This is a genomic window from Streptomyces sp. GD-15H (assembly GCF_045291515.1).
Classification (GTDB): Bacteria; Actinomycetota; Actinomycetes; order Streptomycetales; family Streptomycetaceae; genus Streptomyces.
Genome location: NZ_CP149447.1, coordinates 2,663,314 through 2,679,768 on the forward strand (window position 1 = coordinate 2,663,314; position 16,455 = coordinate 2,679,768).

Genomic DNA, 16,455 nt, shown 5'->3' on the forward strand with positions numbered 1-16,455 from the left:
AGTCCCAGGGGCCCTCGCCCCTGAAGCCGGCCTGCCCTGCCGGACAGCCCTCGGGGCCTTTCGCTAGACGATCTCGGTGTCGAGGGTCACGGGTCCGGCCGGAGGGCCCTCGTCGAGCAGCGTGCGCAGCAGTTCGGCGAGTCTGGTCGGGTACACCGTCTCATGTGTCAGCGCCAGTTCCGGGCACGTCCACCAGCGCGCTCCGGCGACACTGCGCCGCTCCAGTTCGGTCAGCGCCGTGGCCCCGGTGGCCGTCCGGGCGGTGCGGGCGAGGTAGTACCACTCGTCCTGGTCCCAGCGGCGGCCCGCGAACGGGAAGGAGCACTGTCGCCGCCACAGCACGGGTCCCAACTCCACCTCGGTGATGCCCGTCTCCTCCGCGAGTTCCCGCAGCGCGGCCTGTTCCCGGGTCTCGTCGCCCTCCACGCCGCCGCCGGGTGTGAACCACCAGTCGTCGGCCGGGTCGTCCGGTTCATGGCCGTGCAGCAGCAGGATGCGGTCCCGCGGGTCGAGCAGCACGACGCGGGCGACCCTGCGCAGCCCGCCGTCGTAGGAATCCTCGGCCGGGCGGACCGCCTCAGCGGCCACCGGACGCCCCCGCGTCCGCCTTCCGGGCCCGGGCGGCTCCGGCACGCTTGGCGAGGGGGTCGTACGCGGCGCCGCCGAGAATGAGCACGGCGCCGGCGCTCACCAGGGCGACGATCGTCCGCAGCGGCCCCGGCGACGAGAGCGCGCCGAGTTCCTCGAAGCCGGTGGGGGCCTTCAGCATGCCGTCCACCGGCCAGACCACGGCGTCGACCCGGGCCCGGACGGCCCCGCGGGAGACGGTGCCGTTCGCGGCGTCGGTGAGATGGGAGGTGGAGTCCACGGAACCGGCCCGCTCGTCACCGAGCAGGAACAGCCGTCCCTTCGGCACGGTCACTTCCGGGAAGTCTCCGGACCCGGCCACCTCGTCCTCGGGGAGGTACGGTTCGTCGATCTCCGTACCATTGACCTTCAGCCGGCCGTCCTCGCAGCAGGAGACGGTGTCGCCGCCGACGGCGACCACCCGCTTGAGGACCGGTACGTTCGCCCAGTTCGTGTCCTCGAAGACCACGACGTCACCGCGGCGCACGTCACCGCTGTCGATGCGTTGGGCCAGCACCCGGTCACCGGCGCCGATCGTCGGCGCCATCGAGGTGGTGGGCACGGTGTACGGCCGGTACACCACCGCTCCCCAGGCGAATCCGCCGAGGAAGAGCACCACGCCCAGCGCCACGGCCAGTGAGGACAGTCGCTGCCCGGTCCGGCCGCCCGCCGGGCCCCGGCCCGCACCGCCGCCCCGCGAAGCCGTACGCGTCGTGCTCTGACCAGTCATGGGCGGCACCCTACCCGGCGGTACCGAACCGGGGCAGCCCCTCCTCGGCGGCGCTCAGCGCTCGCCGCCACCGCTGAGCCTGCGCCGCCAGAGCACCAGCGGCACGGCGCCCACCAGCGCGAGCCCCTGGGGCGCCACCGACAGGGCCGCCCCGGCCGACGCCTCGGTGTTCAGCGCGGGCTGGTCGAAGGTGTCCGGGACCTCGAGGTAGTCCCAGCGGTCGACCGGCCAGCCGATGACGACGGCACGGCCGACGACTTCCTGCACCGGGACCATGCCGTTGTTCTTGTCGGCCTGGTTGTACCGGGAGTCCCGGGAGTTCTGCCGGTGGTCGCCCATGACCCAGATGTGGCCCTCGGGCACCTCGACCCTGAACTGGCCGCCCTGGTCGTCCTGGCTGCACGGTGTGTTGCCCGGGTAGACGTACGACGCCTCGTTCAGGGCGACGCCGTTGACCGTCAGCGGCCCGGTGCCCTTGCACTCGACGACGTCTCCGCCGATCCCGACGACCCGCTTGATCAGGTCCTTCTCCTCCGCGGACGGCATCAGGCCGATCCAGCTGAGGACCTTCTGCAGCGCGTTGGGGTCCGCCGTCGGCTCGCCCGCCAGCCAGTTGTCGGGGTCGTGGAACACCACGACCTCGCCGCGCTCGGGCTCGGAACCGAACCAGGGGGTGAGCTTGTCGACCAGGACGCGGTCACCCTGCTGGAGGGTGTTCTGCATCGAGTCCGACGGGATCGAGAACGCCTGCAGCAGGAATGTCTTGATCAGCAGCGCCAGCACCAGCGCGACACCGACCAGGATGGGCAGTTCCTTCCAGAAGGACCGTGGCTTCTTCTGCTGACGGGGCGGCTCGTTCGGCCCCTGGTCCCCGGTCCTCGTCCGGTCGTCCCTCACTCTGCCCTCCTGGACCGCCGGGGAGTCATTCCCGAAGGCCGCGGCGCTGTCCTCGGCCGGGACGTCCGGCCCCGCGGGCCGATCGCGGTGCTCCTCGCCGTCGGCTCCGGACCGTGCGCCAACCGCCACATCCCCCACGCCAGCTCCTCACTCTGTGCCGCCGCCTGCCCCATGCGCGGCGCAGGCCCACCACTCCCATAACGAGCGGGAGTTCCGCAGGGCTCGGGAGCTGAATCATTCCGTTCGAATGGTCCTGGGCAACCCTATGCGACAGCGGGGCTGCAGCGGTCGATCCGCGTGTCGGGTCCGCCACGGACGCATAGGTTTTCGGCTCGTCCAGAGTGTTCCAGTGACCGAACGGCCAGGCGATGACCATGGCCCGGCCCACCACCTCCTCCTCGGAGACGGTGCCGCCGTAGTCGGTGTCCTGGTGGAAACGGGAATCGGCGGAGTTGGACCGGTGGTCGCCCATCACCCACAGGCGCCCCTCGGGCACGGTGACCTCGAACGGCGTCGTGGACGGGGCGTTGCCCGGGTAGAGGTAGTCGCCCTCCTCCAGGGGCACGCCGTTGACGGTGACCCGGCCCTGCGTGTCACAGCACTTGACCTGGTCTCCGCCGATTCCGACGACCCGCTTGATGAGGTCCTTCTCGTTCTCCGACGGCAGCAGCCCGATGAACGTGAGCCCGTCCTTGACCTGCTTGATGCCGACCGGGTCGTCCCTCGTGGGAGTGGTCTGCTCGTCCTGCAGCCAGCCACCGGGGTCCTTGAACACGACGACGTCGCCGCGCTGCGGCTTGGAGCCGAACCACGGGGTGAACTTGTCGACCAGGACGCGGTCGCCGATCTGGATCGTCTGCTCCATGGAGCCGGACGGGATGACGAAGGCCTGGACGAGGAACGTCTTCAGCACCAGCGCTATCACGACGGCGACCCCGATCAGGAGCGGTATCTCCTTGACCGCGCCGCGCCTGCGCCGCCGCTTGACCTTCCGCTGGAGTTTGCGCCGGTCGGCCCGGCTCCGCCCGCTGGACGCGCTGACCGCGCGGCGCGCGCCGGTGGGCAGCAGGTTCTCCGCGGCGCTCACCGGGACGCCGCGGGGTTTGCCGCGGTTACCCATGGGCTCCCTCCCCGGGGTGCGCCGCGTTCGTACCCGGGGCCGGCACGCGCGCGTAGGCGTCGGGGCGGTGCAGCCGGGTGGTGCGGTCGAAGGGCGAGACGATCCAGTCGGCGCGGCCGATCACCGCACTCACCGGGATCATGCCGCCGCCGGGCGATCCGAGGTGGTCGCGGGAGTCACTGGAGTCGCCGCGGTGATCGCCGAGGACGAACAGGCGTCCCTCGGGTACGGCGACGTCGAAGGGCACCGTGGACGCGCCCTCGCCGGGGAACAGGAAGCCCGACTCGTCGACCGACCGGCCGTTCACCCGGATTTTCCCCTCCCTGTCGCAGCAGACCACGTGGTCCCCGCCCACACCGACAACGCGCTTGATGTAGTCGGTGTCCCCGAAATACCCGGTGCCGTCGAACACCACCACGTCGCCACGCTGCGGCTCGGCTCCGAAAAGGTATGCCAACTTCAGTACGACAACGCGGTCCCCGGCCCTCAATGAGGGAGCCATCGATCCGCTGGGGATCTGGAACGGCCGCACTACGAATGTGCTGAGCGCGAGCAGGAGCAGCAGGGCCGCGGTCATCCACCGTCCGGGGAGCCGGCCCACGAGACGCGGCACCAACGAGGAACGCGACCGTTCCTCCGGACCCGGGGCCTCCGAGGTCTCCTCGGGTCCGGCCGGGTGGGAGGAACGGTCGCGTTCCGTCGGCTGTGCTTCGGTGTCCATCGAGGCCAGATGTTATCCGGCCCCGGGCTCACCTCGGAAAAGCGCTCAGCTCTCGCGCTTCTCCTTGATCTTCGCCGCCTTGCCGCGCAGGTCACGCAGGTAGTACAGCTTGGCGCGACGGACGTCACCCTTGGTGACGAGCTCGATCTTCTCCACGATCGGGGTGTGCACCGGGAAGGTGCGCTCGACGCCGACGGAGAAGGAGACCTTGCGAACCGTGAAGGTCTCGCGTACGCCGGCACCCTGGCGGCGGATCACCACGCCCTTGAACTGCTGCACACGGGTGCGGTTGCCCTCGATGACGCGCACGTGGACGTTGACGGTGTCGCCGGGACGGAAGTCCGGGACGTCGCTGCGCAGCGACGCGGAGTCTACGGAGTCGAGCAGGTGAGACATTTCGTCTGCTTTCTTCGCTGATGCCGCAGGTCATCAACGGCAACTAGAGGTTCGGATCTCGGATGTGCGGTCCGGGGCGGGCGTCGTGTCCCCCTACGGCAGGGGCGCACGCCGGACGGCGCACAACAGCGGCCTATTCTTCCACGCCGCCGGTCCTGCGCCAAAATCGACCGTAGGGCTTCCCCTCCGGGTCCGGTTCCCAGCCCAGGATGGAGAGCATCTCGCGGTCCTTCTTGTCGAAGGCCCCCGGATCGCAGCGTTCGATGAGATCGGGCCGGTGCGCGGTGGTGCGCCTGAGCGCCTCGTCGCGCCGCCAGCGGGCGATCTTCCCGTGGTGCCCGCTGAGCAGCACCTCGGGAATCCCCCGGCCGCGCCAGACGGGCGGCTTGGTGTGGACCGGCCCTTCGAGGAGGTCCGCCATGGCGCCCGGAGCGAAGGAGTCGTCCCGGTGGGACTCGGCGTTGCCCAGGACGCCGGGCAGCAGCCGGGCCACGGCCTCGGTGACGACGAGGACGGCCGCCTCGCCGCCGGCCAGGACGTAGTCGCCGATGGACACCTCGTGGACGGGCATACGGGTCGCGTACTCGTCGACGACGCGCCGGTCGATGCCCTCGTAACGGGCCGGGGTGAAGATCAGCCAGGGACACTCGGAGAGTTGGACGGCGAGTTCCTGGGTGAAGGGGCGGCCGCTGGGGGTGGGGACGACCAGGACAGGCGCGTGCGCGCCGGTCTCGTAGCCATCCGCCAGGACCTCGTCGAGCGCCTCGCCCCACGGTTCGGTCTTCATGACCATGCCGGGTCCGCCGCCGTACGGGGTGTCGTCGACGGTGTTGTGCCGGTCGTGGGTCCACGAGCGGAGATCGTGCACCTGGACGTTCAGTTGTCCACGCGCGCGTGCCTTGCCCACAAGGGAGACGTTCAGCGGTTCGAGGTACTCGGGGAAGATGGTGACGATGTCGAGCCGCATCACGTCTCGTCCCGCGCGGAGTCGATCTCAGCCCGGTCGTCGATCAGGCCCGGCGGCGGATCGATGACCGCGCGCTGCTCCTCGAGGTCGATCCCGGTGACGATCTGCTCCACGAACGGCACGTACACCTCGCTGCCGTCGGGGCGCTCCACCACGAACAGGTCCTGCGCCGGCAGGTGGGAGATCTCGGTGATCCGGCCGACGTGCCGCCCGTCCTCGGTGACGACGTCCAGGTCGATCAGCTGGTGGTCGTAGTACTCGTCCTCGTCCTCGGGCCGCTCGTCCGGGTCGACCTCGGCGATGAGGAGGGTGTTGCGCAGCGCCTCGGCGCCGGCGCGATCGTGGACGCCCTCGAAACGCAGCAGGAGGCGACCGCTGTGCACCCGGCCGGTCTCGATGGTGAGCGGACCGACGGTGGCGGGATCGGTGGTGAGGACCGCGCCGGGCCCGAGCCTCAGCTCCGGCTCATCGGTGCGGACCTCCACCGTGACCTCGCCCTTGATGCCGTGGGCACGGCCGATGCGAGCGACTACCAGCTGCACTGTGCTTGATCTCCTGTCGTACGACGACGGGCCGGGGACGGCCCTGAGGCCCTCCCCGGCCCGAGCCGGTTGCGCTGAGCGTCAGCGGACGTGGTCCACGTCGACGAGGTCGACACGGACACCGCGGCCGCCGATGGCGCCCACGACGGTCCGCAGGGCGCGTGCGGTGCGGCCATTGCGGCCGATCACCTTGCCGAGGTCGTCCGGGTGGACCCGGACCTCGAGCACCCGCCCGCGGCGCAGGTCGCGCGAGGCGACCTGCACATCGTCAGGATTGTCGACGATGCCCTTCACGAGGTGCTCGAGAGCGTCCTCGAGCATGCTCAGGCCTCGGTCGACGCAGACGAGGAGGACTCAGCGGCGGCCTCGTCCTTCTTCTCGGTCTTCTTCTTCTGGGTGATCGCCTCACCCTTGCCCTCGTCCTCGCCGCCGAGCGCCTCGAACGACGGGCGCACGGACTTCTCGGCCTGCTGCAGCAGCGGGGCCGGAGCGGGCTCGCCCTTGAACTTCTGCCAGTCGCCGGTCTTCTTGAGGATGGCGAGCACGGACTCGGTCGGCTGAGCACCGACACCGAGCCAGTACGCCACGCGCTCAGCGTCGACCTCCATCACCGACGGGTTGTACGTCGGGTGGTACTTGCCGATCTCCTCGATGGCCCGGCCGTCACGGCGGGTACGGGAGTCGGCGACGACGATGCGGTAGTGAGGCGAACGGATCTTGCCCAGACGCTTCAGCTTGATCTTGACTGCCACGGGAGTGGATTCTCCTGGATTTGACGTGGTTGGGCACGGCGGGAAGGCCGCGTGGGGTTGCGGTACCCGATTGCCCGATGGACGCGTCAGCCGGAGGCGAGAGGGTTCCTGTGCGGCTGTCGAGTACAGCTAGCCATTGTGCCACACGCCACGGGGCACCCGGGACCGCAGGTCCGCGCGCGGGCAGGCCTCAGCCCCACCCGGCGCGACGCGGTGGTGCCGCCGCGCCGGGTGGGGCCGCCCCGGCGGCACGACCGGCCTCGAACCGGCGGGCGGGACGGCACCCGCGCGCCTCCGGAGCCTGTCCGATGCGTCCGGCACCCACGAGATGCCGGGTTGCTGTCAGCTCGCCGCCGAGGCCACCGTCTCGGGGATCCTGAACGGCTTGCCGCAGCCGCCGCAGACGATGGGGGCCTGGGCCAGCACCGACGGGACGACGCGCACATTGCGACCGCAGTCGCAGACGGCTTTGACGCGCACACCACCGCCGGACGAACCGTGCCGTGCCGCCGGACCTCGGAAGCTGCGGGCGGTGTCACCCGCGGTCGCGGCGGAATGTGCCTTCAGGGCTCGCTGGAGTCGCTCCGTCGTCGGGCGGTAGCGGCGCTTCGCCTCCGGAGTGAGTGCGACCAGCGAGAAGCCGCTGCTGGGATGCGGCTCGTCGGGGTGGTCCAGGCCCAGCTCCTCGGCGATCGCGAGGAATCTGCGGTTGTGGTAGCGGCCGGCTCGGGAGGTGTCGCGTACGCCGCGCGCGGCGGCGACGCCATGGACTGCCTCATGCAGCAGTCGCTCGAAGGAGAGTTCGTGACCGCACGCGGACGACGACTCCCCGATCAGGGACTCGGGCGCGGCAAGATCGGGCAGCTCGGGGTGGTACCGCTGGATATCGGCCCACGCCTGCGCCAGTTCTGCGGCGAGTACAGGTGGTGTCTGTGTCGTGCTCACGTAATGACAACGAGCCGGGGTGCCTCTGTGTTCCGATTCCGGGGCATCCCAAATAATTTGCCCTTACCCGTCAGTACCCGCTCATGCGTCCCGACGATGGGCGGGTGCGCTGATCTGCGGAGAAGCCTCGCAGCTCCTCTCAAGGTGGTGCGTAGGCCGACGTACACCGCCCCCCGGCCCGGCGCGTACGCGGAGCCCGCGCGTCGGTGCGCCTGCGATCCACGGGTACGCAAGAGGCGTTTCGGCCGCTCTCTCACGGCGGAGCGCCCCCGCCCGGTGGACGAGTGCCACACCCGCGACGTTACCGGGTCCGCCGACGGCGCCCTGCACCGGTCCGCCCACCGCGACGGGACGCCACCGGACGCGACCGCGACCACCGGTTTGCGGACCTTGGCCGGAACATGCTCATCGCCCCGCGATTACCGGAATATTAGTTCTTGCCACTGGCACGAGCGACTACCAAGCCACCGCCCCGTTCCACTGGACGCCGGGTCGAGGGCGGAGTTTCCTGGCATACGGGGGAGTGCGAGCGCACTGCACGGGGGCCATGTGATCAGGCAAGGCGGCAACTCTCGGCTGATTGGGGCGCTTACCTATGACACCTACGCTCGCGCGGCAGCAGCTTCCCCGCACGGGACACAGTCCTCGCGTGGACCGGCGAGTACGCGCGCGTGACTGGTCCGAGATACAGGAGAGGATGCTCGTACCGCTCTACGAGGCCGTCTACGAGCGCCTGGGCGTGGGGCCCGCGACACGGCTGCTCGGCCTCGGCTGCGGTTCGGGGCTCGCCCTGCTGATGGCGGCCTCCCGGGGCGCCGCGGTCATCGGTGTCGACACCTCGCCCCACCGGCTGGCCCACGCGCGCGAGCGACTGCTGCCCACCGGGCGGGGCACACGCGCGCGTGCGGACACCGGGATCGACGCCCGGATCGTGGACGGCTCCCCCGGGGACACGGCCGTCGGGAACACCGCCGCGTACACCGTGGTGACCGCCTTCGAACCAATCGGATGCCTCGCGGGCGACGCGGAAGAGCTGGGGGAACTGCTCGCCGAGGCGACGCCGCTCGCCGAGCGCGGAGCGGCCGTGGTGCTCGCCGGCTGGGGTCCGCCGGAGCGCTGCGCCACGGTGTCCGTGCTCCGGGTGGCCACCAGGCTGGCGGAGCCGGTTCGCGGCACGGGCAACTGGCGGCCCGGACACCGCGACGACTTGGAGGAGGTCGCCCAGCGGGCGGGCCTCAGGCCGGACGGCTCGGGACGGGTGGCCTGCCCCTTCGGGTACGCCGACGTGGACAGCGCCGTACGGGGGCTGCTGTCGACGGGACTGTTCGACCCGGCGATCGCCGCGACGGACCAGGTGCAGGTGAACAAGGAACTGGCCGAGGCACTGCACCCGTACCGGCGGAAGGACGGAACCGTGTGGATGCCGAACGTGTTCCGGTACCTGATCGCGCGGACACCCTGACGCCGTCACGGGGGCACCCCTTCGGCAAGGGGCGCCCCCGTGACGTACGGACGGGGCCGTCAGCCCCGCACATCTCAGCCCATGAACTTCTTGAACTCATCGGGCAGCTCGAATTCCTGGCCACCCTGCTGCGGCAGCCCGAAGGCGTTGCCGCCCTCTGCGGCGGCCGCGCGGCGCGCGGCCGCCTCCTGCTCCTGCTGCTTGCGCTTCATCGGATTGCCGGAGCGCTGCTTGCCCTTGGCCTTCTTCTGCTGCTTCTTCTGCCGGCCGGGGCCGCCACCCGTGCCCGGCATCCCGGGCATCCCCGGCATGCCGCCGCCCTGGGCCATGCGGGACATCATCTTGCGGGCCTCGAAGAACCGCTCCACAAGGGACTTCACTGCACTGACCTCGACACCGGAGCCCTTGGCGATACGGGCGCGGCGCGAGCCGTTGATGATCGACGCGTCCTGGCGCTCGGCCGGGGTCATCGACTTGATGATCGCGGCCGTGCGGTCGACGTCCCGCTCGTCGAGATTGTTGATCTGGTCCTTGATCTGCCCCATGCCGGGCAGCATGCCGAGCAGCTTGGAGATGCTGCCCATTTTCCTGACCTGCTCCATCTGGGCCAGGAAGTCGTCCAGGGTGAAGTCCTGGCCCTTCTTGGACGCCAGCTTGGAGGCCATCTGGGCGGCCTCTTCCTGGCTGAACGTCTTCTCCGCCTGCTCGATCAGGGTGAGCAGGTCACCCATGTCGAGGATGCGGGAGGCCATCCGGTCGGGATGGAAGGCGTCGAACTCGTCGAGCTTCTCGCCGTTCGACGCGAACATGATCGGCTTGCCGGTCACCGAGGCGATCGACAGGGCCGCACCACCGCGGGCGTCACCGTCGAGCTTGGAGAGCACCACGCCGTCGAAGCCGACGCCGTCGCGGAAGGCCTCGGCGGTGTTGACGGCGTCCTGACCGATCATCGCGTCGACGACGAACAGGATCTCGTCGGGCGAGACCGCGTCCCTGATGTCCGCGGCCTGCTGCATCATCTCCTGGTCGATGCCCAGGCGGCCCGCGGTGTCGACGACGACGATGTCGTGGACCTTGGACTTGGCGAACTCGATGGAGTCCTCGGCGACCTTCACCGGGTCGCCCACGCCGTTGCCCGGCTCGGGCGCGTAGACGGCGACCCCGGCGCGCTCGGCGACGACGCTGAGCTGGTTGACGGCGTTCGGGCGCTGGAGGTCGCAGGCCACCAGGAGCGGCGAGTGGCCCTGTTCCTTGAGCCAGCGGCCGAGCTTGCCCGCGAGCGTGGTCTTACCGGCACCCTGCAGACCGGCCAGCATGATCACGGTCGGCGGCTGCTTGGCGAACCGCAGACGACGCGTCTCGCCACCGAGGATGCCCACCAGCTCGTCATTGACGATCTTGATGAACTGCTGTGCCGGGTTGAGGGCCTTGGAAACCTCGGCTCCGAGCGCCCTTTCCTTGACGCTCTTGATGAACGCCCGGACGACTGGCAGTGCCACGTCCGCTTCGAGGAGGGCGATACGGATGTCGCGCGCCGTGGCGTCGATGTCCGCCTCGGACAACCGCCCCTTGCCGCGCAGATTCTTGAAGGTCGCTGAGAGGCGATCGGAGAGAGTGTCGAACACGGCGGCGTCGGTCCTCGGAGTCGGGGTCGTTTCGGGCTGCCCTCCAGGGTATCCGTCCCGGCAAGCAAATCGTCCCCGCCCACGGAACACCGTGGGCGGGGACGCACCCCCACATCGGCGGGGAGCACGTGCGACATCCTCTCCGACCGCCTCGGCGCGACGGATCATCCCCACGTCTACGGGGAGCACACCCGATAGACGAACGACATGACCGCAAGGTCACGCCCGCAGCGTCTCTTCCGGTTTCCACGCCACCACGGCCGCCTCATCCGTCGGCAGCGGATCGCCCGCCTCACGAGTCACATGGAAGGCGTCGCCGGTGTTGGACCCCAGCGGCGACGCGTGCGCGCTGCGGACCCGGACGCCGACGTCCTCCAGCGCCCGCCCGATCCGGAACAGCAGCCCCGGGGCGTCCTGGGCGCGGACCTCGATCACCGTGGCCAGGCGGGACACGGCGGCGGCGACCGTGACACGCGGCGGGGGCGCGACCACGCCCCGCCGCCTCGGGTACGCGGCGTCCCGTTCGGCGAGGCGGCCGGCGATGTCCAGGGTGCCGTCCAGGGCACGGACAGGGTCGGCGTGCAGGCGGACGGCCTGGGGCAGGAGCCGTACTCGGCGACGAGGAGCAGATCGGGCCGGTGCACGCGGCGGGTGAGCGCGAAGGCGTGTACGGCCGTCTCGATGAGGTGCCGATCGACGGTCCAGAGATGCACGGCGTTGCGCTGCGGGTGGCAGCGGACCCGCTCCCAGTCGGGCAGCAACCGCGTGACCAGGCCGTCCGCCTCCAGCGCCGCCCAGACGTCGACGGTGGGGCGGCCGGAGCCCAGCAGGGTCACCAGTTGTTCGCGGGCCTCGGCGGGCCAGGGCGTGGGCAGCGGACGCACGGTGGCCGCCAGCCGCCGGACGGCGTGCGGCGAGAGCGGGAGCCCGGCCTGTGCGGCGGCGGCCGCGGCGCACAGGGGGAGCACGGGGTCGCGGTCGGGCCGGGCGGTGCGGGCGAGCACCACCTCGCCGCCCTGCTCGACGACGTCCTCGGCCAGCGGAGAGCGCTCGGCGCCCGGCTTGCCATCCGGCAGCGCCCTTCTCAGGAAGTCGTTTCGCCCCCTCGCCAGTTCGCGCAGCCGGGGGCGGACGGCTCGGGAGCGCAGCACACGCGCCACTTCGCGCCAGGTGACGTCACTGGCGTACGCGATGCCCCGGGCCGCCTCGTACACCTGCCGCAGCAGGGTGTCGGCGTCGAGCAGGCCCAGTTCACCGGCCACCTGGTCCTGTTCCTGGAGCGCGAGCCGATCGGTGGCGCGGCCGGTCGTCAGGTGCAGGGCGTCCCGCACGTCGAGGAGCCGGCGGCGGGCGTCGGCGAGTGCCTCGCGCGGGACGTCGGCGAGCCAGGAGGCGGCGACGGCGCGCAGCGCGGTGGCGTCGCGCAGCCCGCCGCGGGCTTCCTTCAGGTCGGGTTCCAGGAGGTACTGCAGTTCGCCCTGCCGCTCGGCGCGTCCGACGCAGAGTTCCTGGAGTTCGGGGAGTCGTTTCGGCGCCTGGTCGCGCCAGTCGGCCAGTGCGGTGGTGCGCAGTGCGGAGGTGAGCCCGAGGTCTCCGGCGATGTGCCGGGCGTCCAGCAGTCCCAGCTGCACCTTGAGGTCCTCGCCGGCCGTGCGGCGGGCCTCGGCCGGAGTGCGTACGGGAGTGGTCCAGGGTGAGGCCGAGGTCCCAGACGGAGTACCAGAGCCGGTCGGCGAGGGCGGCGACCGGCTTGGGGTCGCCGCCCTCGTGCAGGAGGAGCAGGTCGAGGTCGCTGCGCGGGGAGAGTTCGCCGCGTCCGTAGCCGCCGACGGCGACCAGGGAGACCCCGCGCGCGTGTTCCGCGCCGGCTGCGAACAGTCCGGTGAGCCAGTCGTCCGTGAGCCGGGCGAGGGCGGCGCGGCGCGGCGGTCCGGACCGCGCCTCCTCGGTGAGGAGGCGCAGCCGGGCCGCCGCGTAGCCGCCGGGTCCCGGGTCCTGTGCCTCGTCATGTGTGTCCGTGCTGGTCACCCGGCGACTCCTGTTCCGTCGGTCTGTCTCAGAGTGCTTTCGGGCCACGCTCGCCGGTCCGGACCCGTACGGCCGTGTCGACCGGCAGGGACCAGACCTTGCCGTCACCGATCTTGCCGGTGCGGGCCGCCTTGACGACGACGTCGATCAACTGCTCGGCATCGTCGTCCTCCACCAGCACCTCGATGCGGATCTTGGGCACCAGGTCGACGGTGTACTCGGCACCGCGGTAGACCTCGGTGTGGCCGCGCTGGCGGCCGTAGCCGCTGGCCTCGGTGACGGTCAGCCCGTGCACCCCGAAGGCCTGCAGTGCCTCCTGGACCTCATCGAGCCGGTGCGGCTTCACGACGGCGGTGATGAGCTTCATGCGTCCACCTTCTTGCTCTCGGCCGGGGCGACGGGCGCCGGGGCGGCGTTGCGGGTGGCACCGCCGCCGGCGCCGCTGAAGTCGTATGCGGTCTCGGCGTGCTCGGCCCGGTCGATGCCTGCCACCTCGTCGTTCTCGGAGACTCGCATGCCGATCGTCCTGTCCAGGAGGAAGGCGAGGACCGCGGAGACGGCCAGGGAGTAGGCGAGGACGCCGAGGACTCCGGCGCACTGCTTCCAGAACTGGTCGAGGCCGCCGCCGTAGAAGAGTCCCTGGACGTCCGACTGGCCCTTGCCGCTGGCGAAGAAGCCGACGAGCAGGGAGCCGATGACGCCGCCGACGAGGTGGACGCCGACGACGTCCAGGGAGTCGTCGTAGCCGAACCGGTACTTCAGGCCGACGGCCATGGCGCACAGCACACCGGCGACGGCGCCGACGGCGATCGCGCCGAGCGGGGAGACCGCCCCACCGGCCGGCGTGATGGCGACCAGGCCCGAGACCGCGCCGGAGGCGGCGCCCAGCGTGGTGAACGCGCCGTGGCGGATCTTCTCGTAGGCGAGCCAGCCGAGTACGGCGGCGGCGGTGGCGACCTGGGTGTTGACGAACATCAGCGCGCCGACGCCGTCGTCGTTGCCGAGCCAGGAGCCGGCGTTGAAGCCGAACCAGCCGAACCACAGCAGCGCGGCGCCGAGCATGACCAGCGGCAGGCTGTGCGGGCGCATCGGATCCTTCCTGAAGCCGACCCGCTTGCCGATCACCAGGACCACACCGAGCGCGGCGGCACCGGCGTTGATGTGGACGGCCGTCCCGCCGGCGAAGTCGATGACGCCCAGCTCGAAGGCCCAGCCGCCGGCGCCCCAGACCCAGTGGGCGACCGGGAAGTAGGCGATGGTGGCCCACAGGGCGATGAACAGCGCCCACGCGGTGAACTTCACGCGGTCCGCGAGCGCGCCGCTGATCAGGGCGGGGGTGAGGACGGCGAACATCAGCTGGAAGACCAGGAAGACGAAGACGGGGATGGTGTAGCCGTCCCACAGCTCGGTCAGGCCGATGCCGCCGAGGCCGACCCAGTCGGAGTTCCATCCGACCAGGCCGCCGGAGTCGGTGCCGAACGCCATGGAGAAGCCGTACAGCACCCACAGGACGGTGACGATTCCCAGGCTGATGAAGCTCATCATCAGCATGTTCAGGGTGCTCTTGACGCGGACCATGCCTCCGTAGAAGAAGGCCAGGCCCGGGGTCATGAGCATCACCAGGGCGGAACAGATGAGCATGAACCCTGTGTTGGCGGCAGAGAGCGTGGGCGTCTCCGCGGCAAGGGTGACGGCTGCTGCCATCGGCGTCTCCTCGTCGTTGGTACGGCCCCGTGCGGGCGAAGCCTGAGCGGGTCGTGAGGGGTGGGCCGGTTCTGCACCAGGAGATTCGCGCAGCGCCGTTTCGGTGGAAGCCCCTCGCTGTTTCGCCCCCGTGACGAAGACATCCGGGGTGTTACGTGCCGTTGAACGGCCGGGTCCGGGGAGTGCCGATCGTGGTCGTGACGCGGTCTTCGCCACACGGCACCGCGACCATCGATTGAGGAACCACGACGGCGGACAACCGGCTCCGCGAGAGCGGCGCCGGTTCAGGCGCAAAAAACCGACCGCGGCGGGCCTTCCGATGACCTGGCATGGGGGAGCCGAGTCGGGCAGTTCGGGAGGACCGGCCGCGGCCGGGGCCTGGGGTTTTCCCGGAGGTTCCTACGAGCCTTCGGGGGTTCCTGTCGTGCTTCGGGTGTCAGACCGCTTCGGCGGTCTCGGGCAACTCGATGGCGAGCCGATCGGTGAGGTCGACGACCTCGGCGAGGTCGCCGAAGTCACGGACGGCCGTGTCGACCGTCTTCCGGATACGTGTGTTGACCCGCTCGGAGCGGACCTTCTTGGCCGCTCCGATGGCCTCGGTGGCGAGGACCGCGCCCCGCTCGGGCTCACGCTGGAGGAGATGCACGGTGGCCATGCCGATCAGGTTGAGCGCGTACGACCGCTGGTAGTCGCCGCGTTCCTGCGCGAACAGTTCCACGGCCCGCTCCATCAGCGGCTCGGCGAGGGAGGCGTAGGTGGGACTGCGGCCGGCGACGTAGGCGAGGTCGCGGAAGGAGTGGGAGTTCTCGCCGTACAGCTCGGCCTCGGAGAAGAAGCGGATCCAGTCGGGGTCCGGTTCGTCCCATTCGCTGGCCTCGGCAAAGGTGTCCTCGGCCATCCTGACCGCGCGCTTGCACCGGCCGGGCTGGCCCATGTTTGCGTAGGCGCGGGCCTCCATCGCATACAGCATCGACTGGGTGCGCGGACTCGCGCAGTCACGGCTGCCGTACTGCGCGAGATGGATGAGTTCCAGGGCGTCCTCGGGCCGGCCGAGGTGGATCATCTGACGGCTCAGGTTCGACAGGATGTACGAGCCGAGCGGCCGGTCCCCCGCCTCCTTGGCCGCGTGCAGGGCGAGGACGTGGTACTTCTGCGCGGTGGGCTGGAGCCCGACGTCGTACGACATCCAGCCTGCCAGTTCGGCGAGCTCGGCGGCGACCTTGAACAGCCGCCGCCGGATCGGGTCGGACTGGGGTTCCTGGAGCAGCTCCGTCACCTCGTGCAGCTGCCCGACGACGGCCTTGCGGCGCAGGCCGCCGCCGCACTGGGCGTCCCACTGCCGGAACATCACGGTGGTGGCCTCCAGCAGGTCCAGCTCCGGCTGGGACAGCCGGCCGCGGGTGTGCCCGGAGGCGGCGTGCGCGAACTCCGGGCGGGACTGCGCGGCGGACGGTGTGGGGACGAGCCAGCGCTGCATGGACTCGATGAGGGACGGGCCCGCGGAGAGGGTCAGCGAGCTCCCGAGGAAGCCGCGCCGCGCGAGCATGAGGTCGCTGCGCGAGAACTCGCTGAGCAGGGCCACGGTCTGCGGGCCCGTCCAGGGCAGGTCGACGCCGGTCGCGGAGGACGAGGGCCGGGTGGCGCGCAGGCCCAGGTCCTCGACGGACACGACGACGCCGAAGCGCTCGGAGAACAGCTCGGACAGAATGCGCGGGATGGGCTCGCGCGGGTTCTCGCCGTCCAGCCAGCGGCGCACGCGCGAGGTGTCGGTGGAGATGTGGTGGGCACCCAGTTGGCGGGCTCTGCGGTTGACCTGGCGGGCGAGTTCGCCCTTGGACCAGCCGCTGCGGATGAACCACGAGGCGAGCAGCTCGTTCGGACGCTTCTCCGTACCCGCAGTGTTCGTCCCGCCACCGCCGTTGCCACTCACTGGAACGCC

The 16,455-nt window shown here is 70.8% G+C and carries 16 protein-coding genes and 1 pseudogene; 1 reads left to right on the forward strand and 16 read right to left on the reverse strand.

The genetic code is table 11. The annotated features are described in order from the left end of the window. Window positions 1-63: 63 nt before the first annotated feature. The 11 genes from WJ438_RS12415 to WJ438_RS12465 form a co-directional block, all read right to left on the reverse strand. Entirely contained in the window at window positions 64-588 is a 525-nt protein-coding gene (locus tag WJ438_RS12415) for an NUDIX hydrolase (RefSeq protein ID WP_406725296.1), read from the reverse strand. Continuing rightward, entirely contained in the window at window positions 578-1,357 is a 780-nt protein-coding gene (gene lepB / locus WJ438_RS12420; RefSeq protein WP_406725297.1) for a signal peptidase I, read from the reverse strand. The genes WJ438_RS12415 and lepB (WJ438_RS12420) overlap by 11 nt, the downstream gene beginning before the upstream one ends. 54 nt (window positions 1,358-1,411) lie before the next feature. Further along, on the reverse strand, window positions 1,412-2,392 hold the full coding sequence (gene lepB, locus WJ438_RS12425; RefSeq protein ID WP_406725298.1) for a signal peptidase I: 981 nt from the start codon (window positions 2,390-2,392) through the stop codon (window positions 1,412-1,414). Further along, window positions 2,280-3,374, reverse strand: a complete 1,095-nt coding sequence (gene lepB / locus WJ438_RS12430) for a signal peptidase I (protein ID WP_406725299.1) — start codon at window positions 3,372-3,374, stop codon at window positions 2,280-2,282. The genes lepB (WJ438_RS12425) and lepB (WJ438_RS12430) overlap by 113 nt, the downstream gene beginning before the upstream one ends. Next, window positions 3,367-4,095 carry a signal peptidase I gene (lepB, locus tag WJ438_RS12435; protein ID WP_406725300.1) on the reverse strand — a complete coding sequence of 243 codons (729 nt, stop codon included), beginning with the start codon at window positions 4,093-4,095 and terminating at the stop codon, window positions 3,367-3,369. The genes lepB (WJ438_RS12430) and lepB (WJ438_RS12435) overlap by 8 nt, the downstream gene beginning before the upstream one ends. Before the next feature lie 45 nt (window positions 4,096-4,140). Further along, window positions 4,141-4,491 (reverse strand): 50S ribosomal protein L19, encoded by a 351-nt coding sequence (gene rplS / locus WJ438_RS12440; RefSeq protein WP_406725301.1) that lies wholly within the window; start codon window positions 4,489-4,491, stop codon window positions 4,141-4,143. Window positions 4,492-4,624: 133 nt separating this feature from the next. Then, on the reverse strand, window positions 4,625-5,458 hold the full coding sequence (gene trmD, locus WJ438_RS12445; protein WP_406725302.1) for a tRNA (guanosine(37)-N1)-methyltransferase TrmD: 834 nt from the start codon (window positions 5,456-5,458) through the stop codon (window positions 4,625-4,627). Further along, complete coding sequence (gene rimM, locus WJ438_RS12450) at window positions 5,458-6,000, reverse strand: ribosome maturation factor RimM (protein WP_406725303.1); 543 nt, start codon at window positions 5,998-6,000, stop codon at window positions 5,458-5,460. Before rimM ends, trmD begins: the two co-directional genes overlap by 1 nt. An 81-nt stretch (window positions 6,001-6,081) precedes the next feature. Then, entirely contained in the window at window positions 6,082-6,321 is a 240-nt protein-coding gene (locus WJ438_RS12455; RefSeq protein ID WP_224307518.1) for an RNA-binding protein, read from the reverse strand. 2 nt (window positions 6,322-6,323) lie between these two features. Further along, a complete protein-coding gene (rpsP, locus tag WJ438_RS12460; RefSeq protein ID WP_406725304.1) occupies window positions 6,324-6,752 on the reverse strand; it encodes a 30S ribosomal protein S16 in 429 nt (142 codons plus the stop codon). Between the two features lie 342 nt (window positions 6,753-7,094). Beyond that, window positions 7,095-7,697: a hypothetical protein gene (locus WJ438_RS12465; RefSeq protein ID WP_109381756.1), complete on the reverse strand. Its 603-nt coding sequence runs from the start codon at window positions 7,695-7,697 to the stop codon at window positions 7,095-7,097. Between the two features lie 595 nt (window positions 7,698-8,292). Here WJ438_RS12465 and WJ438_RS12470 point away from each other — a divergent pair. After that, window positions 8,293-9,159: a methyltransferase domain-containing protein gene (locus WJ438_RS12470; RefSeq protein ID WP_406725305.1), complete on the forward strand. Its 867-nt coding sequence runs from the start codon at window positions 8,293-8,295 to the stop codon at window positions 9,157-9,159. Window positions 9,160-9,233: 74 nt separating this feature from the next. Here the strand turns inward: WJ438_RS12470 and ffh are convergent, their stop codons facing one another. The 5 genes and pseudogenes from ffh to WJ438_RS12495 all read right to left on the reverse strand — a co-directional run bounded on the left by ffh (window position 9,234) and on the right by WJ438_RS12495 (window position 16,446). After that, window positions 9,234-10,784 (reverse strand): signal recognition particle protein, encoded by a 1,551-nt coding sequence (ffh, locus tag WJ438_RS12475; protein ID WP_406725306.1) that lies wholly within the window; start codon window positions 10,782-10,784, stop codon window positions 9,234-9,236. Between the two features lie 219 nt (window positions 10,785-11,003). Beyond that, window positions 11,004-12,812, reverse strand: a pseudogene (locus WJ438_RS12480) (ACT domain-containing protein). A gap of 28 nt (window positions 12,813-12,840) precedes the next feature. Beyond that, complete coding sequence (locus WJ438_RS12485) at window positions 12,841-13,179, reverse strand: P-II family nitrogen regulator (RefSeq protein ID WP_406725307.1); 339 nt, start codon at window positions 13,177-13,179, stop codon at window positions 12,841-12,843. Next, entirely contained in the window at window positions 13,176-14,516 is a 1,341-nt protein-coding gene (locus tag WJ438_RS12490) for an ammonium transporter (RefSeq protein ID WP_406725308.1), read from the reverse strand. Before WJ438_RS12490 ends, WJ438_RS12485 begins: the two co-directional genes overlap by 4 nt. Window positions 14,517-14,952: 436 nt before the next feature. Further along, the gene (locus WJ438_RS12495; RefSeq protein ID WP_406725309.1) at window positions 14,953-16,446 is read right to left on the reverse strand and encodes a hypothetical protein; all 1,494 of its coding nucleotides are present in this window, start codon (window positions 16,444-16,446) and stop codon (window positions 14,953-14,955) included. Between the last annotated feature and the right edge of the window lie 9 nt (window positions 16,447-16,455).

Coding starts and splice junctions, on each gene's coding strand:
- lepB (WP_406725297.1), bottom strand. CDS start 1,357: ATGACTGGTCAGAGCACGACGCGTACGGCTTCGCGGGGCGGCGGTGCG.
- lepB (WP_406725299.1), bottom strand. CDS start 3,374: ATGGGTAACCGCGGCAAACCCCGCGGCGTCCCGGTGAGCGCCGCGGAG.
- lepB (WP_406725300.1), bottom strand. CDS start 4,095: ATGGACACCGAAGCACAGCCGACGGAACGCGACCGTTCCTCCCACCCG.
- rplS (WP_406725301.1), bottom strand. CDS start 4,491: ATGTCTCACCTGCTCGACTCCGTAGACTCCGCGTCGCTGCGCAGCGAC.
- trmD (WP_406725302.1), bottom strand. CDS start 5,458: ATGCGGCTCGACATCGTCACCATCTTCCCCGAGTACCTCGAACCGCTG.
- WJ438_RS12455 (WP_224307518.1), bottom strand. CDS start 6,321: ATGCTCGAGGACGCTCTCGAGCACCTCGTGAAGGGCATCGTCGACAAT.
- WJ438_RS12470 (WP_406725305.1), top strand. CDS start 8,293: ATGACACCTACGCTCGCGCGGCAGCAGCTTCCCCGCACGGGACACAGT.
- WJ438_RS12485 (WP_406725307.1), bottom strand. CDS start 13,179: ATGAAGCTCATCACCGCCGTCGTGAAGCCGCACCGGCTCGATGAGGTC.
- WJ438_RS12490 (WP_406725308.1), bottom strand. CDS start 14,516: ATGGCAGCAGCCGTCACCCTTGCCGCGGAGACGCCCACGCTCTCTGCC.